Raw genomic sequence first — 26,458 nt, forward strand, 5'->3', positions numbered from 1 at the left:
CATGCCGGATTAAATTTAGAATTTCAATGCGTTAGCGATATCTTCTTCGCTTTCTTCTTGGTCAATAACATTCTGCGCTTTGTTGGCTACCACCACGAACGGCAGGTAAACCAGCGTTGCAATACCGAGGTTGAACAGCGCGACCAGCAGAGCAGCGACACTACCGTTGGTGTTAAAGAACGCGCCCAAACCGGTTGGCATGGTCCACGGTGCAATGTTGGTAATCGGTGGAATAATGCCTGAGTAATAAGCTGCCAGCGTAATCGCCGCCAGAATCGGCTGAACCAGGATGAACGGGATAAACATCACCGGGTTCATGATGATCGGCAGACCGAACAGGATAGGTTCGTTAATCTGGAACAGACCTGATGGCAGTGCCAGTTTAGCAACCTGACGATAGTCAGGACGACGCGATGCCAGGAAGATAGCGATAATCAGACCCAGCGTTGCCCCGCTACCTCCAAGGAAAATATAGGAGTCGAGCATCGGTTTCGCCCAGACGTGGAACGTTTTACCGGCTTCCAGCGCGGCATCTACGGAACCAAACTGTTGGTAGATAGAGATGTTTTCCAGCGCCCATGGCGTCATGATACCGCTGTCCAGCGCAGTCAGCGCCAGTGAACCGTGAATACCGAAGAACCACAGCAGCGGAACAAAAATCACGTAGGCCCAGCCCACCACGCTGCCCAACGACGCCAGCGGAGTTGAAATGGAATCCATAATGATCTGGTGGAAGTTCGTACCCCAGGTGTTCAATGCCCAGGCGATGATCCCCATAATGGAGAGGATAAGGAAGCCAGGAATCAGCGCAGAGAAAGAGCGCGATACAGATGTCGGTACGCTATCAGGTAATTTAATGACCCAATTGCGACAAACCACAAAGGTGAACATTTCCGCGACCGCGAGGCCGATAATGATACCGGAAATAATATTGGCACCGCCGAGCCAGTTCGCGCCAACGGCATAGGCCTCACCCACGCTATAAGGCGTTACGGTCATAAACGCGGCGACAGATAACAGCCCGGCAGCCAGTGAGTCGACTTTACGTTCTTCTGCCAGCGCCATGCCGATAAAGAACGGTGCCATCAATGACATGATACCCAGCGTACCGTTATAGACGTTTCCACCAATGCCTTTCAAGCTATTCAGCGTTTCAATAGTTGAAGCATCAAGTCGAATGCCCATTGAATAAAAAAACGACCCCTCCCCAAAGCTCAGGAAAACGTTATTGATTAATACAAACATGGCCCCTGCGAGGGTTAACGGCATTAAACGAATAAAACCGTTCTTGATTGCATTAACGTGTGGCTGCTTTCCAATTTTTACAGCAAAAGGAAGGAGTACCTTTTCAAGTGAAGCAATAGCGTTACTCATAGAAAAATACCCTTAAATACCGCAATTAAAAATTGCGGTGAATGTTAATGAAATAACTCTTTGACGGGAAAAATTAAAATAAAATAATTAATTTGCTGCGGCTTTTTTAATTGCTGCAACAGCAGCCTTAAGCACGCCTAAACCATCGACTTTGCCATACAGCAGCGAGTCAATCACTTCCACAGGCTTGTTGGGTAACAAACGCTGAATTTCGGGCAACATATAAGCAATTTGTGGACCTAATAACACGACATCGGCCGTTGGACCTTTTTCTCCGGCCAGCGTTTCAGGAAACGCTTCAATAATAACCGGCACTTCGTATTTTTCGGCCTGAGCACGCATCTTCGAAACCAACAATGAAGTCGACATGCCCGCAGAACAAAACAGATAAATGTGTTTCTTTTCCATTAAAACGATCCTCATATGCGATTATCTGTCAACCAGACACTCCGCAAGCCATAACCTGCATCCATGCTCTGGGTAACTTGCGTCAGCTAAATTACTTTTTTAGATGGCTGAAATGAGTATACGGGATTGCACCAGTTGATGGTATTTCCTTGACCAACTAAATTGTCTCTCCTTGACCTGTTGTTATGACCCCCCTCACATTTCGGGCAAATAATTCGCGGCAATAAATAAGATCGTTCGGCACAAAAAAACCGGCACGATGGCCGGTTCGTCTGAATGCTCAGGCAATAAGCAGTTGTTACTTCTTCGCCGCCTGCGGGTCGGTGTCGTACTCTGCGCAGGTCTGGTAACCGGAGTTAATCACATGTCCGGTGTCATCTAAAGCAACAAAATAGGTTTCAGCTTTACCATCTCGTTGACCCAGGATGTAGGTCTGGCATGTCCCTCGCGCATGAATCATGCTGACTTCAGAAGAAGGTTTACCAGCAATCTGCGCCACCTGCGCCCGGCTCATCCCTTTCTTCACATCTTTCACCACGGGCTGAACAAATTGGTCTTTGGTACGATCGTAAGCCGTACACCCTGCCAGCATAGTCAAAACAGCCGCTGCACTCAGAATTCCTGTTAGGTTCTTGTTCATATTCCGTCCTCTTGTATTTCAGCGTGTTATATAAGCCTGGAGCACAACAACGCATTTTTCAAGCAATCAGATGATACTTAGGCAGTTTCGGAAAATTCTATTAAAACAAAATGATGCTCGCATCCCTTGTCGTTTGGGCCTCAACGCGATAATTTTAACACATCATTTTTTTGATCATTTCATTTTCCATAGGGGGTTAAATGACTCTGCAGCAAGAGATAATCCAGGCGCTTGGCGCAAAACCGCACATCAATGCAGAAGAAGAAATTCGCCGCAGCGTGGATTTCCTTAAATCTTATCTGCAGACCTACCCCTTTCTGAAATCACTGGTATTAGGGATTAGCGGCGGGCAGGACTCAACGCTCGCGGGAAAACTATGCCAGATGGCTATTTCCGAGCTTCGCGAAGAAACGGGGAATGACGCGCTGCAGTTTATTGCCGTACGTCTGCCATATGGCGTTCAGGCTGATGAACAGGACTGTCAGGATGCCATCGCCTTTATCCAACCGGACCGCGTACTCACCGTCAATATTAAGGGTGCGGTACTGGCCAGTGAACAGGCCCTGCGTGAAGCGGGTATTGAACTGAGCGATTTTGTCCGTGGCAATGAAAAAGCCCGTGAACGTATGAAGGCTCAGTACAGTATCGCCGGCATGACCAGCGGCGTTGTCGTGGGAACCGATCATGCAGCAGAAGCCATCACCGGATTTTTCACCAAATACGGCGATGGCGGTACTGACATTAACCCTATTTTCCGTTTGAACAAGCGTCAGGGTAAGCAACTGCTTGCCGCGCTGGGTTGCCCGGAACATTTATATAAGAAAGCACCAACCGCCGATCTCGAAGACGATCGTCCTTCTCTGCCGGATGAAGCCGCATTAGGCGTCACCTATGACAACATCGACGATTATCTGGAAGGAAAAACGCTGGCTGCCGACGTCGCGAAAAAAATTGAAGGCTGGTATCTGAAGACCGAGCACAAACGTCGCACACCGATTACGGTGTTTGATGACTTCTGGAAAAAAGCGTAATTCTTTTAGTCACATATTGCCGGATAGCACTGGGATCACCGCTGTCCGGTCCCTTTTCCTGATCTGATGCCGCTTTTTTAATCGGTTCCAAACTGTTACACTGGATGGATAACCAGCATCCGGAGTGAGAAGTGGTACGGCGTCAATCAGCCCCGCGCCTGACATTTGAGGCAGCGGCAATCTATGAATATCCTGAGCACCTGCGTCCATTTTTGAGTGCGCTTCCCGCCGTGCCAGGCGTCTATCTGTTTCACAGTGAAAGCGACACTATGCCGCTCTATATTGGTAAAAGCGTCAATATTCGCAGCCGCGTGATGGCACATCTGCGTACCGCAAACGAAGCAGCAATGCTGCGTCAGGCCAAACGCATTAGCTGGATTTGTACCGCGGGAGAAATTGGTGCCCTGCTGCTGGAAGCGCGATTGATCAAAGAACAACAGCCGTTGTTTAATAAACGACTGCGGCGCAATCGTCAGCTTTGCGCCTTGCAGCTTACCGACCGAACTGTTCAGGTTGTCTACGCACGAGATATTGATTTCTCCCATGCCCCCAATCTGTTTGGCCTGTTTGCCAATCGTCGCGCAGCGCTACAAGCGTTGCAAAGCCTCGCGGATGAACAGCAGCTGTGCTACGGCCTGTTGGGGCTGGAACCCCTGAGTCGCGGGCGCGCCTGTTTTCGCTCCGCGCTTAAGCGATGCGCCGGAGCGTGCTGCGGGAAAGAGAGTCATGAAGCCCATCATTTGCGTCTGTTAGAGGCGCTGGAAAGAGTGAGAGTGATTTGCTGGCCATGGAGCAATGCCATTGCGCTGCAGGAAACCCGCGCTGAAATGACACAGTACCATATCATCAACAACTGGCTGTGGCTGGGAGCCGTTTCAACGCTGGATGAAGCGGCTACCCTGGCGCGTATGCCGGCCGGCTTTGACCATGATGGCTACAAAATTCTCTGCCGGCCTGTTCTGTCTGGTCAATATGACATTATTGAACTGCGTCCGGAGAATGGCCCGGCATCCAGTTAATCTCGCTGAACAGCAGTTTTCCCTCGCGCTCCAGCAGTCGTAAGGTGTGTTTACCGTCGTGCCAGCTTGCACCTTGATCGGCGGTCAGTAGCTTATCGCCCAGTTGCCAGGCACCGCTGATAACAAATACCACGCCGCCGCGCGAACCAAAAGTCGTAAACGTACGGTCGGCAACTCTGACTTTCGCCTGGCAGACATCCCGTCGGGTCATGATATTGAAATCCATCGACATCTGCCCTTCTGTCAGCTTCGCTTTTACCACCTTGTCACCGGCAAAGGTAAAAGGCTGATGCTGTTTCAGAGTATGTGTGAAGGTGTTTGACTCTTCCAGGGTCACTTCTCCACCTTCCAGCAGGGTAATCACGCGTTCTACGCCGGGAAAGAGAGAAAACTCTCCGTTGGCTGCAATGGAGGCGATACTCGCCCGCCAGTGAAAATCTCGTGTTGCTGGCGGAAAACAGCAAATCTCACGGGTTTCTCCCGCACCATTTCGCCACAGATTGACCGGCATTTTGCGGATATCAAAGTATTCCATCATCCCTCCAGAAAGACGCAGCACGGCAACCCGCCGTAAACAGGCAGCCATAAATCATCATTGGTATGTTTACCCTGCAGATTATTGTTATCGGCAGCAGAGTTGATTTGCCTTAGCGATGAACCCGGTGTTTTGCAAAAAAGAATAACGCGCTGATCCAGGTAGAATTTTCACGGGCTTCAGGAGAATAGCGTGTCGTGTGTCCGGTGCAATAGGCAGGAAAGAAAAAACCGCCGATCCTGCCCACATCGTTAAACGTGTTGTGGACAAGAGCGGCGGTCTTGAGTTTGGTTTCACGCTGTGCGGCAATCAGTGCAACACAGCATGAATGATTTAGTGTAGACGCTGATCGATTACTCGGCAGCTTGTGGCATTTTACCTTTCTGCGCTGCACGTTCTGTCAGACGCTTCTCAAAATTGGCATTAAACTGCTTTTTCTGTTCCGGGGTCAGAATGTTGTAAATCTTGTTCTGAGTTTCCATATGCGCCAGCATGTTTGCTTTGCGCTGTTCTTCCATCTTCGCAATCTGCGCTTCGGCTTTCGCTTTATCGAAACTATCGCTGGCAATAATGTCGTGCATCGCGCGACGCTCTTCCAGCGGCGGACGTTTCATCTGGTCGCGTTGACCTTTCATGATCTCGCGAATCTGCTGTTTCTGAGCATCGGTCAGGTTCAGGTCTTTGAACATCATGTCGTGATGCGGGGCGAATTTACCGTTGTGGTGCATCATCGGTTTGGCATCAGCTGGCGCAGCTGTTGTCGTGTCAGCGGCATGAGCCAGGTTGGCAGCACCCAGGGCCAGAGTAGAGGCAACAAACAGAGCAGTCAGTTTACGCATAATTTCTATCCTTTCTTTCAGTTATTTTTACGACACTCATGCGACTCTTATGCAATGTGATGTCGTGTTGACGAGATTAACTTTACCGGCTTAAGCGTCAATTAATCAGAGCAACGGTAAAACAGTGAAAGTATAAAAAACAAATTTTCATCAATTATGAAGAAAAAAAGAATAAATTGCGCAGAGTTGCAATAAAAAATTACAACAGGATGATTTTGAAAGGATTATGAAGAACTATACCTGAACCCTGCTTATTAAGAAAGCAATTCACCAGGAATAATCCGTAATAAATAAAAACAGCACGCAAAAATAAGCCCTGAAGGATAAACCTGCAAGGCATATATATTTATCACATTTTTTGGAGCATCAGCCCGGCACGTAAACCACAGGCCACGTTGGGATTCGGAAAGAGAACGTATTCAACATCATGGGTGACAATAAAACGTTCATCACCGTCCTGCGCCAGCAAGGTTCCCTCTTTAAAAGGGGTAAAGTTGAGCGTCTGGTTATCCATATGGAGAATAAAATCATCGCTACGTCGCGTGATTTGCGACACTACGCGGTAGCGCAGCGGAGATGTTTCTCCCGTCGATACTCGCTCGCCTCGCAGCAACTGCGCCAGTGCGTCTGCCGTTTGCGCAAACTGGGACAGATCGTTTTGTCCAAACGGCAGCGCTTTACCGAGTTCCAGCGTACAGGCCAGTGCGCCAAAATGTTCAGCGCTAAAATGGGTGAACGTACCGCCAGGCGCCTGATGGAAGACCAGCGCCTCCAGTCCCGCATCTCCCAGCCATTCAAGAAAACCCTCATCCCAGGCAACGTTGCGTTGTGGCAACACGCCAAAGCGCAGATGCTGTGAACCGCGAATCGCGGTGTGTAGATCCAGATGCCAGCGTGCTGGCTCTTTCGCCCGCGAATAAAAATCCTCCAGACACAGCTCAAGCTCATGGGCTCGGCGCGTTTCTTCACTCGCGGTAAAAATCTGCCACCGGCCGCAAAACATACGATTCAGGTCGCTATGACAATACCGTTTTCCCGCAGCAAGCGCCTGCGGGTTTCCCAGAATCACCAGTAGCCGCCATGTTAGTACCAGCTCGCCGCTAAATAACCTGGACAACAATGAGTCGAGTATCTCTACCGGCGCGGTTTCATTGCCATGGATCCCCGCAGACAGCACCAGAGAATGTTCAACGGGTGCAAGCGGCGTCAGTTCCAGAATTCCGTGACCGATCCACTGCCAGTCAAAACCATGAATGGTTCCTTGCGTTTTCTCTGGAGTGGCGCCTGCGAGCGTGATAGCCAGAAAGTTATCCATGGCGCATCCCCTCCTGCTGGAAAGGATACACAGAGCCGAGGTTAAGCAATTGCGTCAGCGTATCCAGCGCTTCACGCCCCTCGCGCAACAGCTGTGGGTCGGCAAGGTCGGCAGCGGTAAGACGATCGCGATAGTAACGGTCAACCCAGTTATTCAACGTGTTAAACAGCATATCGTTCATGATAACCGCCGGATTCACCGCCTGCTGTTCCTGCAAGGTGAGCACCACTCTCAGGCGCAAGCATGCCGGACCGCCGCCGTTGGACATACTTTCACGCAGATCGAATACCCGCAGATCATCGATCGGATTGTCTTCCTCGACAAGACGGTTCAGATACCGCCACACACCAGCATGCTCCCGGCACTCCTGTGGCAGGACCAGCATCATCGAACCGTCATCACGACTCAGCAACTGACTGTTAAACAGATAGGTAGTCACCGCATCCTGCACCGAAACTTCCGCAGTCGGGACTTCCAGCGGGGTAAAACCTGCCACCTGACTACGCAACTGCTCTAATAACGCCTGCTGTCTGACAAACGCTTGCTGATGACAAAACAACACCTGGCGATTCGACACCGCAATCACATCGTTATGAAACACACCAAGATCGATGACATCCGGATTTTGCTGAGCAAAAATACACTGATGCGGGTTAACCTGATTCAGTCGTGCGACCGCCTCACTGGCCTCACGGGATTGCCTTGCCGGATAGCGCTTCGGCTGGGATGCATTGCCTTCTTCACGACCGTAAACAAATAGCTGTACACCGGGATCGCCGTAATCTCCACCGAGGCGGTTATGGTTTGCCGCCCCTTCATCACCGAAAAGCGCAACCTGGGGTAACGCACCGTGGACAGCAAAACTATTCTCATCACGGAAAATCGCCCGTAGCAACGCTTCGGTAGTAGGCGCTTCCAGCGAACGGTGGAACTTATTATTCAGATTCGCCACCGTCAGATGCACTTTCCCGTCCAGCGAATCTGCTGAAGGGCAAACCGTTGCCGCATTCGCTACCCACATAGGCGATGCGGAGCTGGCACTGGAGAGCCAGTGAGGTGCCTGACGCGCCACTTTCTCCAGCACCTGTTCGTCACTGCCGCTAAAACCCAACTGACGCAGAACCGGAATAAAAGGCCGCTCGTGGGGGGGGATCACCGCCTGAGGAAAACCCGCATCCGCCAGCGCTTTCATCTTTAGCAGACCTTGCTTCGCCGCCAGACGCGGGTTCGACACCTGAAATCGATGTTTGGTTGAGGCCTCATTACCAAATGACAATCCAGCATAGTGGTGAGTCAATCCCACCAGGCCATCAAAATTTACCTCACGGGCTTTCATAGATTAACCTCGCGAGAAAAATCCAGCCCGGGGCTAAGCGCCGTTGGCAGCGTTAAGGCCGGTGATTCCAGACTTGCCATCGGCCAGGCGCAATAATCTGCAGCATACCACGCGCTGGCGCGATGGTTCCCGGAAGCGCCAACGCCGCCAAACGGTGCGGTACTCGCAGCGCCGGTTAACGGCTTATTCCAGTTGACGATCCCTGCCCGCGCCTCCAACAGCAATTGATCAAATTGGCTGCGATCGGGTGAAACTAACCCACACGACAGTCCAAAACGGGTGTTGTTCGCCATGCGAATCGCGTCATCAAAGCTGTCATAGCGCCAGACGCCAAGCAGAGGGCCAAAAACCTCTTCATCAGGTACGTTCGCCGCCCCGGTCAGTTCGATGATGCCGGGAGTCAGCAGTGACGTTCCGGCTTTCACCAGACGCGGTGCTAACAGCGTACGGCCACCTAACGATGCCAGACGCTGCCAGGCATCATAGACATGCTGCGCTGCCTGTTCGGAAATCAGTCCGCCCATAAACGGCTGTGGTTCCGCATCCCAGTTGCCGGGCATTAAACGCTGACTAACCTCCACCAGACGCGTCAGGAACGCATCACCCTGCGCGCCTTTTTTAACTAACAGGCGGCGGGCACAGGTACAGCGCTGTCCGGCGGTGACAAATGCGGACTGAATGGTCAGATGCACGGCGGCATCAATATCCTCCGGGTTCTCTATAATCAGCGGGTTATTCCCTCCCATCTCGAGGGCGAGGATTTTTTCTGGCTGACCAGATAACTGTCGATGAAGGTGATAACCGGTATTGGCGCTGCCGGTAAACAGCAGACCATCGAGGTCTTCCAGCGCACTCAGCGCCTGCCCTGTTTCACGTCCGCCCTGCACCAGGTTCAGCACGCCCGGCGGCAATCCCGCCTGTTCCCACAGCTTTGCTACTGCTTCTCCGGTCCACGGCGTCAGCTCGCTGGGTTTGAAAATCAAGGTATTGCCAGCCAGCAGTGCCGGAACAATATGGCCATTGGGTAAATGGCCCGGGAAGTTATACGGACCAAAAACCGCCAGCACGCCGTGTGGGCGATGGCGCAACGTTGCCGCGCCATCCGGTAGTTCGCTGTGCTGCTCTCCGGTACGGGCATGGTAAGCTTTGACGGAGATGGCGATTTTATTGATCATCGCCGTCAGTTCAGTCGCGGCTTCCCAGCGTGGTTTGCCGGTTTCCCTGGCGATAATCTGGGTTAGCTCGGACTTATTGCTTTCCAGCAATGAAGCAAACTTTTCAACAATCGCCTGGCGTTCACTGAAGGGCTGTTTAGCCCAACCGGCAAAAGCTGCACGCGCAGCCTGGCACGCTTGCGTCACCTGCGTGGCATCGGCATCATTGCCGTGCCACAGCACATCACCACCTACTGGGTTGGTTTTCACCCGACGCTCGCCCAGTCCCGTCACCCAGTCACCGTTTATCCATAGTGTCATGCTGTTTTCTCCTCTGCACAAAGACGCACAAAACGTACATGGTCGCCCGCGTGGCATTTCAGGGCATCCAGTTGTGCCGCCGTCAGTACCAGACGTTGGGTATCCGGGTCTGCGCGAACCAGCATGACGCGGAAGTTTTGATAGTTTTCATTGGCAACCAGACAGGCCGGATAATCGCCGGTTGCTGGCTGACCTTCCGCCACTTCCACCAGCCTGCTTTTACGAATCGCCCGCACCCGATCAATATCGCATTCCAGCGTCGGCCCGCCGTCGAAAATATCGACATAGTTGCGATAGCGAAAGCCCTCTTTCTCCAGCACCGCCCGCGCGGGCGCCGTTTGCGGATGAACCTGACCAATCACGCTTTGTGCTTCATCAGACAGGAAATCGGTGTAAATAGGATGCTTGGGCATTAATTCAGCAATAAACGCTTTTTGCCCTGTTCCGCAGAGAAAATCCGCCCGGCTGAACTCCATTGAAAAAAAGCGTTTGCCGAGGCTTTGCCAAAACGGCGAGTAACCGTGCTCATCGATCACGCCGCGCATCTCAGCCACGACCTTCTCATTAAACTTGTCACGAAACGCGGCCATAAACATAAAGCGCGATTTTGACAACAAATAGCCGTTGCCTTCTTTTCGCCAGTCCGGATCGAGAAACAGCGTACAAAGCTCGCTGCTACCCGTGTGATCGTTACTCAGAAACAGCGTCGGCAGCGCGTTATACACGTTCAGCTCTTTCGAGGCGTGGACCAGTGTGCCGACCCGATAGTTGTACCAGGGATCGTTAAGCCCGACTGCCACCTCGATGGCGCAAATCCCGGCCACGGTTCCGCTGGCGCTGTCTTCCAGCACAAATACATATCCCTGCTCACTTTTGGGCAACTCACCGCGCCAGGTTTGTAGCGAACGTTCGATACGCGCCATCAGCGTCGCTTCATTCGCCGGTAGCGAGGTCAACCCACCGCCGGTCTTACCGGCAAGCTGCATCAACGCGGTGATATCAGCACGTTCAATGGGACGAATCACCATCATGATGAACCTCCTGCTTTAATGCGTTCGCAGGCCAGCGCAAAGCGATCAAGTCCGGTGGCGACTTCTTCTTCGCTGACATTGAGCGCTGGCGCAAAACGCACCACGTTAGCGCCAGCAATCAGTATCATCACCCCGGCAACAGCCGCTTCTTGCGAGATGAGTTTCGCTTTCCCGGCAAATTCCGCGTTCAGCACGCAGCCGATCAGCAGCCCGAGTCCACGAATTTCACTAAACAGTCCAAAACGTTCGTTAATGGCGTTAATACGCTCCACAAACCAGTCGTGGCGCTGTTTTACTCCGTTGAGCACTTCCGGCGTGTTAACAATTTTCAGCAGTTTACCCGCCACAGCCGTCGCCAGCGGGTTGCCGCCGTACGTTGTACCGTGCGTACCCACCGTCATCACACTGGCGCAATGCTCTGTCGCCAGCAGTGCGCCGATGGGGAAACCACCGCCCAGCGCTTTAGCTGTCGTCAGCAGGTCCGGCGTAACGCCGTAATGCATATAGGCATACAGCTCGCCAGTACGGCCAACCCCGGTCTGAACCTCATCAAAAATCAGCAGCGCATTATGGCGATCGCATAATTCACGCAACCCCTGCAAAAACGTGTTTGTTGCTGGCACCACGCCGCCTTCGCCCTGGACAGGCTCGACGATGACCGCACAGGTCGTGTCATCAATCAGTTGGCTGGCAGAATCGAGATCGTTATACACGGCATGGCGGATATCCGGCGGCAACGGCGCGAAATCCTGTGAATAGGCGGGCTGACCGCCGGCGCTGACGGTAAACAGCGTGCGGCCATGGAAGGCATTTTTAAACGCCACAATCCCGCTCTTCTGGCTACCAAAACGATCGTGGGCATATTTACGCGCCAGTTTTAGTGCCGCTTCGTTGGCTTCTGCGCCGGAGTTACAGAAGAAAATGCGCTCGGCGAAGGTGGCGTCAATCAGTTTTTTCGCCAGACGCAATACCGGCTCGTTGGTGTAGCCATTTCCGGTATGCCAGAATTTGCTCGCCTGGTCGTTTAATGCCTCGCGCAATGCCGGATGGGCGTGACCCAGCGCGTTAACCGCAATGCCTCCCGCGAAATCGATATACTCTTTACCCTGCTGATCCCACAGACGTGAACCTTCACCCCGCACCGGAATAAAAGGGGCCGGAGCGTATACGGGCATCATCCATTCATCAAAATTTTCACGCGTAATTGACAGAGACATAGCGACCTCAACGGTAAATAAAAGGTTATTTATATGTTAATAAATATAGTGTTTGCGGTGTAAATGTAGATTGCAGGGTTCGTGCCAGCCAGCAAAAAAAGTGCATAAACGGAGGGCGAGAACGGAATATCAACAGGTTACAACGTGACGATATTCACTATACGTGCATATAAAGTGAATATGTTTGCGCATCAGGTGACTAAACAGAGGAAAAAACGCAGTTTTATTCAGTCGCCAAATATAATTCTGGAATTGTGATCGTATACGAAATTTTTCGGAAATTATTGCTCCATTCCGACGCGCTTCGCGCCAAAACGGTGCAGTTTTTGCTCCATCGTTAACACCATTAGCAATCATTGTTGGAATCAGGTGACAAGAAGCAGTCAGTCTGCAGAAATTCTGCTACCATCCTTGCACTATTCATCTTGCAAAGTGGCAGTGACTATGAAATTTGTCTCTTTTAATATCAACGGCCTGCGTGCCCGTCCCCATCAACTGGCAGCCATTGTCGAAAAACACCAACCGGATGTTATTGGCTTACAGGAGACAAAAGTCCACGACGATATGTTCCCTCTCGAAGAGGTAGCAAAGCTCGGTTACAACGTCTTTTATCACGGCCAGAAAGGCCATTACGGCGTCGCGTTGTTAACGAAAGAAACGCCAATTGCGGTACGTCGTGGCTTCCCGGGCGATGACGAAGAAGCGCAGCGTCGTATCATCATGGCAGAAATTCCGTCCCCTCTGGGCAGCATCACTGTGATCAACGGCTATTTCCCGCAGGGCGAAAGCCGCGACCATGAAACTAAATTCCCGGCCAAAGCCGCGTTTTATCAGAACCTGCAAAACTATCTTGAGACAGAGTTGAAGCGCGACAATCCGGTATTGATCATGGGCGATATGAATATTAGCCCAACCGATCTCGATATCGGCATTGGCGAAGAGAACCGTAAACGCTGGCTGCGTACCGGAAAATGTTCCTTCCTGCCGGAGGAGCGTGAGTGGATGGAACGCCTGCTGGGCTGGGGTCTGGTGGATACCTACCGTCACGCAAATCCTGAAAAGAATGACCAGTTCTCGTGGTTTGATTACCGCTCAAAAGGCTTTGACGATAACCGTGGCCTGCGTATCGATCTGCTGCTGGCGAGCAACCCATTGGCGGAACGCTGCGAAGAAACCGGCATCGACTATGAAATTCGCAGCATGGAAAAACCGTCCGACCATGCGCCGGTATGGGCTAAATTCCGCGTCTGACCTTCTATGTTTTTTTACTCTCCGGGCCCGGCCTGGAGAGTCTGTTAATTCTGTGCAAAATCAATAAAGCGACGGTAATACATTGTTGCGGCCGGGAATTTATTATATCTTCGCGCGCACTTTTCGCTGACGAAAATGCTCCATTGCACTCGGTTTTACAGGAGAACCCCCATGAAAAAGAAGTTCGCATAAAGCAGAATACCGGCTGCTGATTGTCGCGGTCCTGTTCTGCGTTCTGGCGGGAGTTTTCCATCATTATGGTCTGACCGACCTGATAACCAATTTCCATCATTTGCAAGACGTCATCCGCCAAAGCGGTATGTTCGGCTATACGCTTTATATCCTGCTGTTTATTGTTGCTGCGCTGTGTCTGATCCCCGGTAGCATCCTGGTGATCGTCGGCGGTGTGCTGTTTGGCCCCGTGGCAGGGACGCTTATCTCGTTAGTGGCAGCAACCGTGGCCTCGGCGCTGTCGTTTTTGCTGGCTCGCTGGCTTGGACGGGATCTGCTCCTGAAATACGTTGGGCATACGACAATGTTTCAGGCTATCGAAAAAGGTATTGCCCATAGCGGAGTTGACTTTCTGATCCTCACCCGGCTCGTGCCGCTGTTCCCTTATAACATTCAAAATTACGCCTATGGGCTGACGGCTATTCCGTTCTGGTCATTTACCGTGATATCTGCGGCAACCACTTTACCAGGCATTTTTATTTATACGCTGATGTCGCACGAACTGGCCAGCGAAGGAATTAGTTGGGCATTTATCGGTAAGCTCAGCGTGGCGGGGCTGGCGTTATTCGCCCTCGTTCAGGCAGCCAAAGCCTGGGCCCGGTATAAGCATATCGATCCGTCAGCTCCTCACAAGTGCGCAGATAAATGATAAAACGACGCATCCATTACTACCGCGCAGGAGTGATAATCCTGCTGCTGCTCGCGCTGATGGCGTGGGTGTGGATACCTGGCGTGAGCGATTTTCTCCACGCCAGCCTGGCGGCATTTGCCACGCTCGATCAGCATGCAATTGAGAATTTTATTCGTTCTTACGGAACTCAGGCGGCGGTCGTTTCATTCTTCCTGATGATCTTGCAGGCCATCGTTGCCCCGCTTCCCGCTTTTGTGATCACCTTTGCCAACGCCTCGCTGTTTGGTGCATTTTGGGGCGGCATATTGTCCTGGTGCAGCGCAATGGCCGGCGCGGCGCTGTGCTTTTTTATTGCCCGCGTTTTAGGCCGTGGCGCGGTGGAGAAACTGACCGGAAAAACGGTGTTGAACAACATGGACGCTTTTTTCGAGCGTTATGGCAAGCACACCATTCTGGTCTGTCGACTGTTACCTTTTGTACCGTTCGATCCGGTAAGCTACGCAGCAGGCCTGACCTCGATTCGGTTTCGCCATTTTTTCATCGCCACCGGTATCGGTCAGTTACCCGCCACTATCGTCTATTCATGGGCTGGTAGCCTGTTAACCGGCGGTACATTTTGGTTTGTAACCGGCCTGTTCATCCTGTTCGCTCTGAGCGTAATAATTTCAGTGGCGAGAAGCCTTTATCTTGAACATCAGCGAAAAAAAACCTGAGACTTCCCCCATTTTTAGCCATGGAGATACTATGCGTTACTGCTTATTGTGCCTGAGTTTAATGCTCTGTCCGCTGGCGACGTTTGCCCAGGACGACGGCTGGCAACAAATCAAAAATGATGCCCGCGGTCAGACGGTGTGGTTCAACGCCTGGGGTGGCGACAATGCAGTTAACCAGTATCTCGATTGGGTTAGCGGCGAGATGAAAACGCACTATGCCATTAACCTGAAAATCGTACGTCTCGCAGATGCCGCCGACGCGGTAAAACGTATCCAGAAAGAAGCAGCATCCGGGCGAAAAACCGGGGGTTCTGTCGATTTATTGTGGGTTAACGGCGAAAACTTCCGCACTCTGAAAGAAGCCGGGCTTCTGCAAACTCAGTGGGCGCAAACGCTACCTAACTGGCGCTATGTTGATACCCAGAAACCGGTGACCGAAGATTTCTCCGTTCCAACGGAGGGAGCTGAATCACCGTGGGGCGGTGCCCAACTCACCTTTATTGCCCGGCGCGATCTCACCGCGCAGCCGCCGCAATCTCCGCAAGCACTGCTTGAATTTGCGCAGGCAAACCCTGGCACGGTGACCTATCCGCGCCCGCCAGACTTTACCGGCACGGCGTTTCTGGAGCAGTTGTTAATATCGCTCACAACCAAACCACAAGCATTGAAAGTTGCGCCAGATGCAGCGACATTCGCCGACGTTACCGCGCCATTGTGGCATTATCTTGATACCTTGCACCCTGTACTTTGGCGTGAAGGCAAAGATTTTCCGCCCACGCCAGCACGAATGGATGTACTGCTCAATAGCGGCACCCTGCATTTGTCATTGACCTTTAACCCTGCCCACGCGCAGCAAAAAGTAGCCAGCGGCGAATTGCCTAAAAGCAGCTACAGTTTTGGTTTCTCACAGGGCATGCTCGGCAACGTGCACTTTGTTGCCATTCCGGCGAATGCCCGCGCCAGCGCCGGAGCAAAAGTCGTGGCAAACTTCCTGCTTTCGCCCGAAGCACAACTGCGTAAAGCCGACTCAACTGTCTGGGGAGATCCTTCGGTGCTTGATCCACAAAAATTACCTGTCGAACAGCGTGATGCGCTGCTGGCGCGGATCCCACAAGGACTCCCTGCCGTTCTGCCGGAACCGCATGCTGCCTGGGTAAACGCTCTGGAACAAGAATGGCTACGCCGCTACGGTACGCATTAATTTTGCTACTCTGGGCCATCATGGCGGCAGTTTATCTGCCGTTGGTGCCAGCGGCTTTCTCTCTGATAGCGCCAGCCCTTAGCCTACCCCATTGGCTGGCTCTCTTTGCCGACCCTCAACTTCCGCAGGCGTTACTGGCGACACTTGTTTCCACAGGACTGGCTGCCGGCGGCGCACTGATCATCGCGCTACTGGCAATCCTCGCTTTATGGCCCGGCGCAGGCTGGGCGCGACTAAGCACCCGTCTTCCGTGGCTGCTGGCGATCCCGCATGTTGCCTTCGCCACCAGCGTGCTGTTGGTTTTTGCCGAAGGCGGTAAAATCTGGCAATGGCTACCGTTCCTCAGCCCACAACCAGACCGTTACGGCATCGGGCTTGGCGTGACGCTGGCGGTGAAAGAGAGCGCTTTTTTGTTATGGATCCTCTCGGCTCTACTGAGTGAAAAACAACTTTCGCAGCAGGTTATCGTGCTGGATTCGCTGGGTTACAGCCGACTGCAATGCCTGAACTGGCTGGTACTGCCCGCTATCGGCCCGGCATTAGGTAAAGCTATGCTGGCGATTGTTGCCTGGTCACTCTCCGTTGTGGATGTGGCAATCGTCCTCGGCCCCGGAAATCCGCCAACACTGGCCGTATTGAGCTGGCAATGGCTCAGTCAGGGCGATGTCGAACAGCAGGCGAAAGGCGCACTCGCCAGCCTGTTGCTGGTGCTGTTACTCCTCATTATCGCGCTGGTGAGTTATCTGTTGTGGCGCGCCTGGCGACGTACTATCCCGGCAGTAAATGGTGAACGCCTGCATTTTTCACCTATAACAATCGCACGCCCGCTGGTACAGATCTTGCCCGTCAACGGTGTGGTATGCGCGCTTGTACTAGCGCTTATCGCCAGCTATTCCTCACTAAACCACGAGGCGCTCAGCAATAGCCTGCAGCTAGGGCTCCTTTCCAGCGTGTTAGCGCTACTGATACTTTTTGTCTGGCTGGAATGGGGTCCACAAACCGGGCACCGCTGGGTCTGGCTACCGCTCATTTTGCCTGCGCTACCACTGGTAACCGGACAATATCTGCTGGCGTTATATGCCGGACAGGATGGACTGATGACGACCATTATCTGGGGCCACCTGCTGTGGGTGATGCCCTGGATGCTATTTGTGCTTAAACCGGCCTGGCAGCGCATTGACTCGCGATTAATTTTGATTGCACAAACGCTGGGCTGGTCGCAGGGGCGGATATTCTGGCTGGTGAAATGCCCGCTGCTGGTGCGCCCGGCATTGATTGCCTTCGCGGTTGGCTTCTCGGTCAGTATCGCCCAGTATATGCCGACGCTGTGGCTAGGTGCCGGACGCTATTCCACTCTGACCACCGAAGCGGTGGCATTAAGCAGCGGCGGTAGCAGCGAGATTCTGGCAACACAAGCGTTGTGGCAGCTTCTTCTACCACTGCTCGTTTTCGCACTCGCAGCCTTTCTCGCCGCGTGGGTTGGCCGCTTTCGACAAGGACTCCGCTAATGCTCATTGTGCAAAACGTTTCGTTGTACCAGGGGGCGACTGCGCTGCTGAAGAACGTTACCTTTCAGGTGGACAAAAGTGACATTGTCACGATCATGGGTTCTTCCGGCAGCGGAAAGTCTTCGTTGTTTTCGTGGATGGTCGGGGCGTTGTCGCCTCAGTTTCAGGCATCAGGCGAGCTGTGGCTCAACGAACGACGCGTTGACGCGCTACCTACGGCGCAGCGCCAGATTGGCATTCTGTTCCAGGATGCGTTGTTGTTTGACCATTTCAGCGTTGGGCAGAATTTACTGCTGGCCCTACCTGCCAGCCTGCAGGGTTCCGCCAGACGACATGCGGTGGAAAGTGCTCTCGCACGCGCTGACCTGGCCGGTTTTTATTCTCGCGATCCGGCGTCGCTCTCCGGCGGACAACGCTCGCGTGTCGCCCTGCTCCGCGCGCTACTGGCTCAGCCCCAGGCACTGTTACTTGATGAACCCTTTAGTCGGCTGGATGCGTCGCTACGCGACACCTTTCGCCAATGGGTCTTCACCGAGGTGCGTAAATTGGGGATCCCGGTGGTACAGGTGACCCATGATGCGCAGGACGTTCCGCCAGCAGGCCGCGTACTTCAGATGGAAAACTGGGCATGAATGTGGCGATATGCTGCGTTAACGCAAGGTTTTTACTTAACCGGCGGCACAGAATGTCGTCCTCTTTTTTTCAACGTCGGGCTATTCGATGAAACGTGTTTCTCAAATGACCGCGCTGGCACTGGCTTTAGGGCTCGCTTGCGCTTCTTCCTGGGCTACTGAAACAGCACAGACGCTCACCCTCGACCAGTTACAGCAAAAGCAAGGCGCGGCGATCGATACCCGTCAGAGCGCTTTTTACAACGGCTGGCCGCAGTCGCTTAATGGTCCTTCAGGACACGAACCTTCCGCACTGAACCTGTCTGCCGCCTGGCTCGACAAGATGAATGATGAACAACTCAGCGCCTGGGTTCAGTCACATCAGTTGAAAACTGATGCGCCAGTAGCGCTGTATGGTAGCGATAACGACATACAGGCTGTCAAAGCCCGCCTGCAAAAAGTTGGCGTTAACCATATCTCCACCCTCAGCGATGCGCTTACGGACCCAGCCCGCCTGCAACGTCTGCCGCACTTCGAACAGCTGGTGTACCCACAGTGGCTGCACGACCTGCAGCAGGGTAAAAACGTAACCGCTAAACCGGCGGGTGACTGGAAAGTGATTGAGGCCGCCTGGGGCGCGCCGAAGTTGTATCTGCTCAGCCACATCCCTGGTGCGGGCTACATTGATACCAACGAAGTTGAAAGCGAACCGCTTTGGAATAAAGTTTCCGACGCGCAGCTCAAAGCGATGCTGGCGAAACACGGTATCCGCCACGACACCACGGTGATTTTATACGGTCGCGATGTCTATGCCGCCGCTCGCGTGGCGCAAATTATGCTGTACGCAGGCGTGAAAGATGTTCGTCTTCTCGACGGCGGTTGGCAAACCTGGTCCGACTCAGGTTTACCGGTCGAACGCGGCACTCCGCCAACGGTGAAACCAGAACCTGATTTCGGCGTGAAAATCCCTGCCCAGCCGCAGTTGATGCTCGATATGGAACAGGCTCGCGGTCTGCTGCATCGCCAGGATGCGTCTTTGGTGAGCATTCGTTCATGGCCAGAATTTGTCGGTACCACCAGTGGCTATAGCTACATTAAGCCAAAAGGTGAGATTGCAGGTGCACGTTGGGGCCACGCAGGCAGCGACTCCACGCATATGGAAGATTTTCATAACCCGGATGGCACCATGCGCAGCGCGGATGACATCGCCGCCATGTGGAAGCAATGGAATATCCTGCCGAATCAACAGGTCTCTTTCTATTGCGGTACCGGCTGGCGCGCTTCAGAAACGTTTATGTATGCCCGCGCGATGGGCTGGAAAAACGTCTCCGTCTACGACGGCGGCTGGTATGAGTGGAGCAGCAATCCAAAAAATCCGGTTGCCAGCGGTGAACGGGGCCCGGACGCCAGTAAGTAAGATTGTCATTATTGCCGGATAAGCATATCCGGCAACGCAATACGCTACGCCTGACGCTGGACCGCTTTCAGTGTCAGGTATCCGCTCCAGATCCGGGTAGATGTCGTCATCCAGCACAGCGCGCCAAAGACCCACGCCATCACGGCAAAATATTCCGGGAACAGACAACCCAACACAAATAGCAAAATCGTCTCAGTACCTTCGGTCAGTCCCCCCAGATAATAAAACGATTTATGCGCGTAGCCCGGGTTATCAATTTGATGTTTCGCCGCCAGCGCGGCAAAGGCCAGAAAGCTGCTGCCGGTTCCCATAAAGGCGAACAGCAGCCAGCCGCCAGCCAGCGAGTTAGCCGCCGGATCGGCGAGCATAAAACCGAATGGCACTAAGGCGTAAAACAGAAAATCGAGCGTGATATCAAGAAATACGCCTGCGTCGGTTAGCCCTCTGCGCCGCGCCAGAGCCCCATCCAGCCCATCAAAAAGCCGATTGAGCACAATGACCGCCAGCGCTGCCAGATACCAGTCTAACGCCAAAAATGGCAAGGCCAACACGCCAATGGCAAAACCGACCAGCGTAAGCCCGTCCGGGGTAATCGCCGGTTTATCAATAATGCTTACGCAGCGATGCAAAAGCGGTTTTAATCGCGGATGAATATGACGATCAAGCATGCGGGCGTCCTTTAAAGCTGTCGCACAGCCCCTGGGAAGGAATATCGAGAGCAGCATTAAAACGCGCAGAGAGATTTTGAAACGCAATCAGCGCGGTCATTTCCGTAATGGCATCATCGGTAAAATGCTGCTTCATCTGCGCTTTCAGCGCATCATCAACCTGTGGAGGCGTTGCGGTCACCGCATCGGCATAGGCCAGAGCTACTTGCTCTTCTGCGCTAAATAGCGCCGATTCTTGCCAGTTGGCAACCTGTAAGACTTTATCCAGCGCGCCACAGCGTTCAGCCAGCCGTAAACTGTTGGCATCAACGCAGAAAGCGCAGTGGCACACCTGAGAAACGCGGGTCATCAACAGCGCGCGCATCACCGGCGTTAAGCGCGCCTTTTTACGCTCCAGAAACCCGACAAACAGCGCCACCAGCCAGAACAGAAACGGCATCCGCCCCCACCAGCGCGTGGGATACAGCACATCGCCATAATGTTTTTTCTGCGTAGCAACGAGCGGTTTTAGACTGGAAGGGATACGCGTTAACGGCTTTACCCACGACTGAGGTTCGTTCAACGGTGGCTCCTGAATACTTTAGATAAAACAAAGATAACGATAGTATGTCATTTTCTGCTGTTAGATCTTGATGAATATAATGAAAACCCTCGACGTGGTCGCCGCTATCATTGAACGTGATGGCAAAATTTTACTGGCTCAGCGTCCGCTACATGCGGATCAGTCAGGCATGTGGGAGTTTGCCGGCGGTAAGGTTGAATCGGGCGAAAGTCAGCCCGAGGCGCTGTTCCGTGAACTGCGTGAAGAGTTGGGCATTGAGGCAGTCGTGGGGCGCTACATTGCCAGCCATCAACGCGAGGTTTCGGGCCGACTGATTCACTTACATGCCTGGCATGTACCGTCATATCAGGGGGAACTGAAGGCGTATGAACATCAGGATATCGTCTGGTGTTCACCCGAAGAGGCGCTGCGTTATCCGCTGGCGCCTGCCGATATCCCACTACTGGAAGCGTTTATTCTTTTACGCGACGCCAGACAAGCGGATTTGTGCTGATCGTTTTCTCATCGCGTTGGCACTGAAGCAAGACGCCGTCAGCTTTAATCACTGCCCCTTCTGAATAGTTTTGATCCTGATAAATACAGCACTGGCTACAGGGCTGCGCCCGCTGACCGCTGGAACTGAACACTTCCGGCGGTACGTTAACCTGCACATCCGGGCGATAAGGCTGATTTGCCAGCGTCGCGCTGGACACCAGGGCCAACACGCCTGCCACGATTAAACGGCGCATACTCTTTCCTTTTTAACTGACAATTATGCTCAGTATAACGGTATAAATCGGCAGAAACTTTAGCCTCTTCGATCATCGTTTTTGGTTATGACCCACGACGCAATATTAATTTACTTAGCGGGGTTAATTTTTTCTTGCGTCGCGTCACAGTGCTGATGGTATAGTCAAAAACTGCACAACACTTAACACAAAAATCAAAAATATAACCATATCAATACATAAGAGGTTCTTATATCTATGGATCAGACATGTTCTCTGGAGTCATTCCTTAACCATGTGCAAAAGCGCGACCCGAATCAAACCGAGTTCGCGCAAGCCGTTCGTGAGGTAATGACCACGCTGTGGCCTTTCCTTGAGCAAAACCCGCGTTATCGCCAGATGTCATTGCTGGAACGTCTGGTTGAACCGGAGCGCGTGATCCAGTTCCGCGTAGTCTGGCTGGACGACCGCAATCAGGTGCAGGTCAACCGCGCATGGCGCGTGCAGTTTAGCTCTGCCATTGGCCCATACAAAGGCGGTATGCGTTTCCACCCTTCCGTGAACCTGTCGATCCTGAAATTCCTTGGCTTCGAGCAGACGTTTAAAAATGCCCTCACCACCCTGCCAATGGGCGGGGGTAAAGGCGGGAGCGATTTCGATCCGAAAGGGAAAAGCGAAGGCGAAATCATGCGTTTCTGCCAGGCGCTGATGACCGAACTGTTCCGCCATTTAGGTCCCGATACCGACGTTCCGGCGGGCGATATCGGTGTGGGCGGCCGTGAAGTCGGCTTTATGGCCGGGATGATGAAAAAACTCTCCAACAACAGCGCCTGCGTCTTTACCGGTAAAGGTCTCTCTTTCGGCGGCAGTCTGATCCGCCCGGAAGCCACCGGCTACGGTCTGGTGTATTTCACCGAAGCGATGCTCAAACGCCATGGTCTGGGCTTTGAAGGCATGCGCGTGGCTGTTTCTGGCTCCGGTAACGTGGCGCAATTCGCCATTGAGAAAGCCATGGAGTTTGGCGCGCGGGTAGTTACCGCCTCCGATTCCAGTGGGACCGTAGTCGACGAAAGCGGATTTACCAAAGAAAAACTGGCGCGCCTGTGCGCAATCAAAGACAGCCGCGACGGTCGCGTAGCAGATTATGCCCGTGAGTTTGGCCTGACCTACCTGGAAGGCAAACAGCCGTGGTCGGTTCCGGTCGACATCGCCCTACCGTGTGCCACGCAGAACGAGCTGGATGTCGATGCAGCACGCGTATTGATCGCCAACGGCGTGAAAGCTGTCGCCGAAGGGGCAAACATGCCGACCACTATCGAGGCCACCGATCTGTTCCTCGAGGCAGGTGTACTGTTCGCACCGGGTAAAGCCGCCAACGCCGGTGGTGTAGCGACATCCGGTCTGGAAATGGCGCAAAACGCCGCTCGTCTGGGCTGGAAAGCGGAGAAAGTGGATGCGCGCCTGCACCACATCATGCTGGATATTCACCATGCCTGCGTTGAATACGGCGGCGACAGCAAGCAGACCAACTACGTACGTGGCGCCAACATCGCAGGCTTCGTAAAGGTTGCCGACGCGATGTTGGGTCAGGGTGTGATTTAATATTGTCTCTGCAGGCCCGTAGGCCGGATAAGGCACGGGTGCCGTATCCGGCTAAGCCTGATGCGCTATGCTTATCAGGCCTACAAACTTACAGACCCGCCTCTTCAGATGGCGGGCTTTTTTTCGCCGGACGTTTACGCGGCGCACTCTTTTTCTTATCGCCACCACTGCCGCCAGGTGCAGCAATTCCACGAAAGCGTCGTACCGGTGTGCTGCGCGCCTGATCGATAAGCTGATACAGAGTCCCCACCAGCGGCTGCATGAAATCCTGATAGCGACATTGCTTTTCGCTAATTTGGGTCAGTATAGATTCCCAGTGCGCGGTCATGTCCGGGCGCGTCGCCATTTCTGGCAACGAGTGGAACAGCGCTTTTCCCGCGTCGGTCGAATGAATATACCGCCCTTTTTTCACCAGGAACCCGCGCTTAAACAGCAGTTCGATAATACCGGCGCGCGTCGCTTCCGTACCTAAACCATCCGTTGCGCGCAGGATCTTTTTCAGATCTTTATCCTGCACGAATCGCGCAATCCCGGTCATCGCTGACAGCAGCGTGGCATCGGTAAAGTGACGTGGTGGTTGAGTCTGACGTTCAACCACTTCGCCTTTTTCGCACAGCAGTTCGTCATCTTTTGCCACCACCGGCAGCGGCGTCCCGTCATTATCTTCGTCGCGCTCTTTATTGCCGAGCAGCGTGCGCCATCCGGCTTCCGCCAGAAAACGCGCTTTAGCGACAAACTTGCCTTTGGCAATATCCAGCTCAATCACGCACTTTCTGAATACCGCATCCGCGCAAAACTGCATCAGATACTGACGGGCAATCAGGTTGTAGATTTTCGCTTCGTTGTCGTTCAGGTTAATGGATGAACTGCGCGCGGTAGGAATGATGGCATGGTGCGCATCCACTTTTTTGTCGTCCCAACAGCGATTTCGCGTATCGGGATTGACCGCCGGTTGCGGGAGCAGATCCGGTGCATGGACGCTAATCGCGTTCAGTACCGCATGACGTCCGGCAAAGTGCTCTTCCGGCAGATAACGGCTATCCGAACGCGGATAGGTAATCAACTTATGGGTTTCATACAACTTCTGGCAGATATCCAGAACGTTTTGCGCACTTAAACCGAAGCGCTTCGCCGCTTCAATCTGCAACGCCGACAGCGAGAACGGTAACGGCGCGGATTCTGATTCCCGTTTATCGTTATAGCTGGTGACTATCGCCGGTTGACCGTTAATTCGGTTCACCACGTGTTCAGCCAGCGTGCGATTCAGCAAGCGCCCCTCTTCATCCTGATACGGCTCACACGCTTCACTCGGCTGCCAGATAGCGGTAAACCGCTCATCGGCGGGCGTTACGATATGCGCTTTCACTTCGAAGAAGTCTTTGGCGACGAAGTTCTCAATCTCTTCATCACGACGCACAACCAGCCCGAGCACCGGCGTTTGTACGCGCCCGACCGAAAGTACGCCCTGATAGCCCGCGTTACGTCCGAGAATGGTGTAAGCGCGCGTCATATTGATACCGTACAACCAGTCCGCACGCGCTCGCGCCAGTGCCGACACGCACAGCGGAATAAACTCACTGTTGGCGCGCAGCCGCTCAATAGCCCGCTCAACGGCCTGCGGGTTGAGGTCGTTAATCAGGCAACGCTGCACCTTCTGGCGCTTTTCTGGCGCCAGTTGCAGGTAATCCAGCACTTCATCCACCAGCAGTTGCCCTTCACGATCGGGGTCACCGGCGTGAATAACTTCGCTGGCCTCATGCAAAAAGCGCTTAATGACGTTGAGCTGTTTGGTCACCGAGGGGCGCGGTTGCAGTTGCCACTTTTCCGGGACAATCGGCAGATCGACCAGACTCCAGCGAGCATAACGACTGTCGTAGGCATCCGGCTGCGCCTGTTCAAGCAGGTGACCAATACACCAGGTCACCACTTGTCCATTTCCGCATTCGATAAAACCATCGCCTTTGCGATGCGGCTTTGGCAGCACATCGGCGATAGCACGCGCCAGACTTGGTTTTTCGGCAATAAACAACCGCATCGAGTTAACGAATCTCAACCATGGCGCGACCGCCACGAGCTTCCACTAACTCACCAATGGCGGTGAGATCGATACCGAACTGCGCCGCTGCCGCTTTCACTTCGGCTTCAGCTTCCGGCGTTACCGCCAGCAGTAGGCCACCGGAAGTTTGCGGATCGCACAACAGATCGCGTACCGATTGCGGCATTTCACCCATCAGGTGTCCGTAGCTGGCAAAGTTACGTTGGGTACCGCCGGGTACCGCACCTTGCGCGATGTATTCTTCAACGCCAGGCAGCTTAGGAATATCCTGGTAGATAATTTGCGCCTGAACGCCTGCGCCCTGACACATTTCACTCAGATGCCCCAGCAGACCAAAACCGGTAACGTCGGTCATGGCTTTCACGCCGTCGATATCGGCGAATGCCGCACCGGCAATGTTCATCCGACACATCACTTCTGTCGCCAGTCCTTTGTGTTCTTCCTTCAGTAGTGATTTTTTCTCTGCTGTCGTCAGAACGCCAATCCCCAGAGGCTTGGTCAGGAATAACTTACACCCTGACTCTGCGGTGCTGTTTTTCTTCACGCGTTCGGTCGGCACAACGCCGGTTACCGCAAGGCCAAAGATAGGCTCTGGGGCATCGATAGAGTGGCCGCCCGCCAGCGCAATACCCGCCTGACGGCAGGCAAAACGTCCGCCTTCGGTGACTTCGCGGGCGATTTCCGGCGCCAGCTTATCCAGCGGCCAGCCCAGAATAGCAATTGCCATAATCGGTTTGCCGCCCATAGCGAATATATCGCTGATGGCGTTAGTGGCGGCGATGCGGCCAAAATCAAACGGATTATCGACAATCGGCATAAAGAAATCGGTGGTGCTGATAACACTGGTGCCGTTTCCCAAATCGTATACGGCCGCGTCGTCGCGAGTTTCATTACCCACCAGTAAGTTCGGATCAACAAACTTCGCCTGCTCGCTGTGCAGGATGGTTTCCAGCACTTTTGGGGAAATTTTACAACCGCAACCGGCTCCGTGGCTGTATTGCGTTAAACGAATAGCTTGCTCGCTCATGGACATCTCCTGTCATTGCAATCCGGATATGGTAGCGCTCATTCCATGATGTG

26 protein-coding genes are annotated in these 26,458 nt (G+C 53.3%); 11 read left to right on the forward strand and 15 right to left on the reverse strand.

Annotated features, from left to right (window positions below):
• Positions 1-15 precede the first annotated feature (15 nt).
• The 3 genes from chbC to osmE all read right to left on the reverse strand — a co-directional run bounded on the left by chbC (position 16) and on the right by osmE (position 2,422).
• Positions 16-1,374 (reverse strand): PTS N,N'-diacetylchitobiose transporter subunit IIC, encoded by a 1,359-nt coding sequence (gene chbC, locus SK33_RS13595; protein ID WP_048219031.1) that lies wholly within the window; start codon positions 1,372-1,374, stop codon positions 16-18.
• 87 nt (positions 1,375-1,461) lie between these two features.
• Entirely contained in the window at positions 1,462-1,782 is a 321-nt protein-coding gene (gene chbB, locus SK33_RS13600; RefSeq protein ID WP_003840900.1) for a PTS N,N'-diacetylchitobiose transporter subunit IIB, read from the reverse strand.
• A 298-nt stretch (positions 1,783-2,080) separates the two neighbouring features.
• A complete protein-coding gene (gene osmE, locus SK33_RS13605) occupies positions 2,081-2,422 on the reverse strand; it encodes an osmotically-inducible lipoprotein OsmE (protein WP_003030621.1) in 342 nt (113 codons plus the stop codon).
• A 200-nt stretch (positions 2,423-2,622) separates the two neighbouring features.
• Here osmE and nadE point away from each other — a divergent pair, with 200 nt between their 5' ends.
• Both nadE and cho read left to right on the forward strand, forming a co-directional pair.
• Entirely contained in the window at positions 2,623-3,453 is an 831-nt protein-coding gene (gene nadE / locus SK33_RS13610) for an ammonia-dependent NAD(+) synthetase (protein WP_032936096.1), read from the forward strand.
• Positions 3,454-3,584: 131 nt separating this feature from the next.
• A complete protein-coding gene (gene cho, locus SK33_RS13615; RefSeq protein ID WP_003030624.1) occupies positions 3,585-4,472 on the forward strand; it encodes an excinuclease Cho in 888 nt (295 codons plus the stop codon).
• Here the strand turns inward: cho and ves are convergent.
• The 7 genes from ves to astC form a co-directional block, all read right to left on the reverse strand.
• Positions 4,432-5,007: an environmental stress-induced protein Ves gene (gene ves, locus SK33_RS13620; protein WP_003030626.1), complete on the reverse strand. Its 576-nt coding sequence runs from the start codon at positions 5,005-5,007 to the stop codon at positions 4,432-4,434. The two genes, cho and ves, sit on opposite strands and share 41 nt — an antisense overlap.
• A gap of 353 nt (positions 5,008-5,360) precedes the next feature.
• On the reverse strand, positions 5,361-5,846 hold the full coding sequence (spy, locus tag SK33_RS13625) for an ATP-independent periplasmic protein-refolding chaperone Spy (protein ID WP_003030629.1): 486 nt from the start codon (positions 5,844-5,846) through the stop codon (positions 5,361-5,363).
• 349 nt (positions 5,847-6,195) lie between these two features.
• A complete protein-coding gene (astE, locus tag SK33_RS13630; protein WP_048219033.1) occupies positions 6,196-7,161 on the reverse strand; it encodes a succinylglutamate desuccinylase in 966 nt (321 codons plus the stop codon).
• Positions 7,154-8,497: an N-succinylarginine dihydrolase gene (gene astB / locus SK33_RS13635; protein ID WP_048219034.1), complete on the reverse strand. Its 1,344-nt coding sequence runs from the start codon at positions 8,495-8,497 to the stop codon at positions 7,154-7,156. Before astB ends, astE begins: the two co-directional genes overlap by 8 nt.
• Positions 8,494-9,972 (reverse strand): succinylglutamate-semialdehyde dehydrogenase, encoded by a 1,479-nt coding sequence (gene astD, locus SK33_RS13640; RefSeq protein ID WP_048219035.1) that lies wholly within the window; start codon positions 9,970-9,972, stop codon positions 8,494-8,496. Before astD ends, astB begins: the two co-directional genes overlap by 4 nt.
• Complete coding sequence (gene astA / locus SK33_RS13645; protein WP_003030637.1) at positions 9,969-11,003, reverse strand: arginine N-succinyltransferase; 1,035 nt, start codon at positions 11,001-11,003, stop codon at positions 9,969-9,971. Before astA ends, astD begins: the two co-directional genes overlap by 4 nt.
• Positions 11,000-12,220, reverse strand: coding sequence for a succinylornithine/acetylornithine transaminase (gene astC, locus SK33_RS13650; RefSeq protein ID WP_048219037.1), 1,221 nt, complete (start codon positions 12,218-12,220; stop codon positions 11,000-11,002). Before astC ends, astA begins: the two co-directional genes overlap by 4 nt.
• A gap of 444 nt (positions 12,221-12,664) precedes the next feature.
• Here astC and xthA point away from each other — a divergent pair, with 444 nt between their 5' ends.
• The 7 genes from xthA to SK33_RS13685 all read left to right on the forward strand — a co-directional run bounded on the left by xthA (position 12,665) and on the right by SK33_RS13685 (position 19,783).
• Positions 12,665-13,471 (forward strand): exodeoxyribonuclease III, encoded by an 807-nt coding sequence (xthA, locus tag SK33_RS13655; RefSeq protein WP_003030642.1) that lies wholly within the window; start codon positions 12,665-12,667, stop codon positions 13,469-13,471.
• 223 nt (positions 13,472-13,694) lie between these two features.
• Entirely contained in the window at positions 13,695-14,351 is a 657-nt protein-coding gene (locus SK33_RS13660) for a TVP38/TMEM64 family protein (RefSeq protein ID WP_174329794.1), read from the forward strand.
• A complete protein-coding gene (locus SK33_RS13665; protein ID WP_048219039.1) occupies positions 14,348-15,046 on the forward strand; it encodes a TVP38/TMEM64 family protein in 699 nt (232 codons plus the stop codon). The genes SK33_RS13660 and SK33_RS13665 overlap by 4 nt, the downstream gene beginning before the upstream one ends.
• A gap of 31 nt (positions 15,047-15,077) precedes the next feature.
• Complete coding sequence (locus SK33_RS13670; RefSeq protein WP_048219040.1) at positions 15,078-16,247, forward strand: ABC transporter substrate-binding protein; 1,170 nt, start codon at positions 15,078-15,080, stop codon at positions 16,245-16,247.
• Positions 16,220-17,755 (forward strand): thiamine ABC transporter permease, encoded by a 1,536-nt coding sequence (locus tag SK33_RS13675; protein ID WP_048219041.1) that lies wholly within the window; start codon positions 16,220-16,222, stop codon positions 17,753-17,755. Before SK33_RS13670 ends, SK33_RS13675 begins: the two co-directional genes overlap by 28 nt.
• Positions 17,755-18,387, forward strand: coding sequence for an ATP-binding cassette domain-containing protein (locus tag SK33_RS13680; RefSeq protein ID WP_044700015.1), 633 nt, complete (start codon positions 17,755-17,757; stop codon positions 18,385-18,387). The genes SK33_RS13675 and SK33_RS13680 overlap by 1 nt, the downstream gene beginning before the upstream one ends.
• An 88-nt stretch (positions 18,388-18,475) precedes the next feature.
• On the forward strand, positions 18,476-19,783 hold the full coding sequence (locus SK33_RS13685) for a sulfurtransferase (RefSeq protein WP_003840887.1): 1,308 nt from the start codon (positions 18,476-18,478) through the stop codon (positions 19,781-19,783).
• Positions 19,784-19,827: 44 nt separating this feature from the next.
• Here the strand turns inward: SK33_RS13685 and SK33_RS13690 are convergent, their stop codons facing one another.
• A complete protein-coding gene (locus SK33_RS13690; RefSeq protein WP_048219042.1) occupies positions 19,828-20,451 on the reverse strand; it encodes a CDP-alcohol phosphatidyltransferase family protein in 624 nt (207 codons plus the stop codon).
• Complete coding sequence (locus SK33_RS13695; RefSeq protein WP_048219043.1) at positions 20,444-21,013, reverse strand: carboxymuconolactone decarboxylase family protein; 570 nt, start codon at positions 21,011-21,013, stop codon at positions 20,444-20,446. The genes SK33_RS13690 and SK33_RS13695 overlap by 8 nt, the downstream gene beginning before the upstream one ends.
• Positions 21,014-21,092: 79 nt before the next feature.
• Here SK33_RS13695 and SK33_RS13700 point away from each other — a divergent pair, with 79 nt between their 5' ends.
• Complete coding sequence (locus SK33_RS13700; protein WP_003840884.1) at positions 21,093-21,506, forward strand: pyrimidine (deoxy)nucleoside triphosphate diphosphatase; 414 nt, start codon at positions 21,093-21,095, stop codon at positions 21,504-21,506.
• Here the strand turns inward: SK33_RS13700 and SK33_RS13705 are convergent.
• Entirely contained in the window at positions 21,466-21,741 is a 276-nt protein-coding gene (locus tag SK33_RS13705) for a YnjH family protein (protein WP_003840883.1), read from the reverse strand. The two genes, SK33_RS13700 and SK33_RS13705, sit on opposite strands and share 41 nt — an antisense overlap.
• A 237-nt stretch (positions 21,742-21,978) precedes the next feature.
• Between SK33_RS13705 and gdhA the strand changes: the two genes are divergently transcribed.
• Positions 21,979-23,322: an NADP-specific glutamate dehydrogenase gene (gdhA, locus tag SK33_RS13710; protein WP_048219044.1), complete on the forward strand. Its 1,344-nt coding sequence runs from the start codon at positions 21,979-21,981 to the stop codon at positions 23,320-23,322.
• Between the two features lie 88 nt (positions 23,323-23,410).
• Here the strand turns inward: gdhA and SK33_RS13715 are convergent, their stop codons facing one another.
• Complete coding sequence (locus SK33_RS13715) at positions 23,411-25,357, reverse strand: DNA topoisomerase III (RefSeq protein WP_003030667.1); 1,947 nt, start codon at positions 25,355-25,357, stop codon at positions 23,411-23,413.
• Between the two features lie 4 nt (positions 25,358-25,361).
• Complete coding sequence (gene selD / locus SK33_RS13720) at positions 25,362-26,405, reverse strand: selenide, water dikinase SelD (protein WP_048219045.1); 1,044 nt, start codon at positions 26,403-26,405, stop codon at positions 25,362-25,364.
• Positions 26,406-26,458 lie beyond the last annotated feature (53 nt).

It is taken from the genome of Citrobacter sp. MGH103 (genome assembly GCF_001034475.2).
Classification (GTDB): Bacteria; Pseudomonadota; Gammaproteobacteria; order Enterobacterales; family Enterobacteriaceae; genus Citrobacter; species Citrobacter freundii.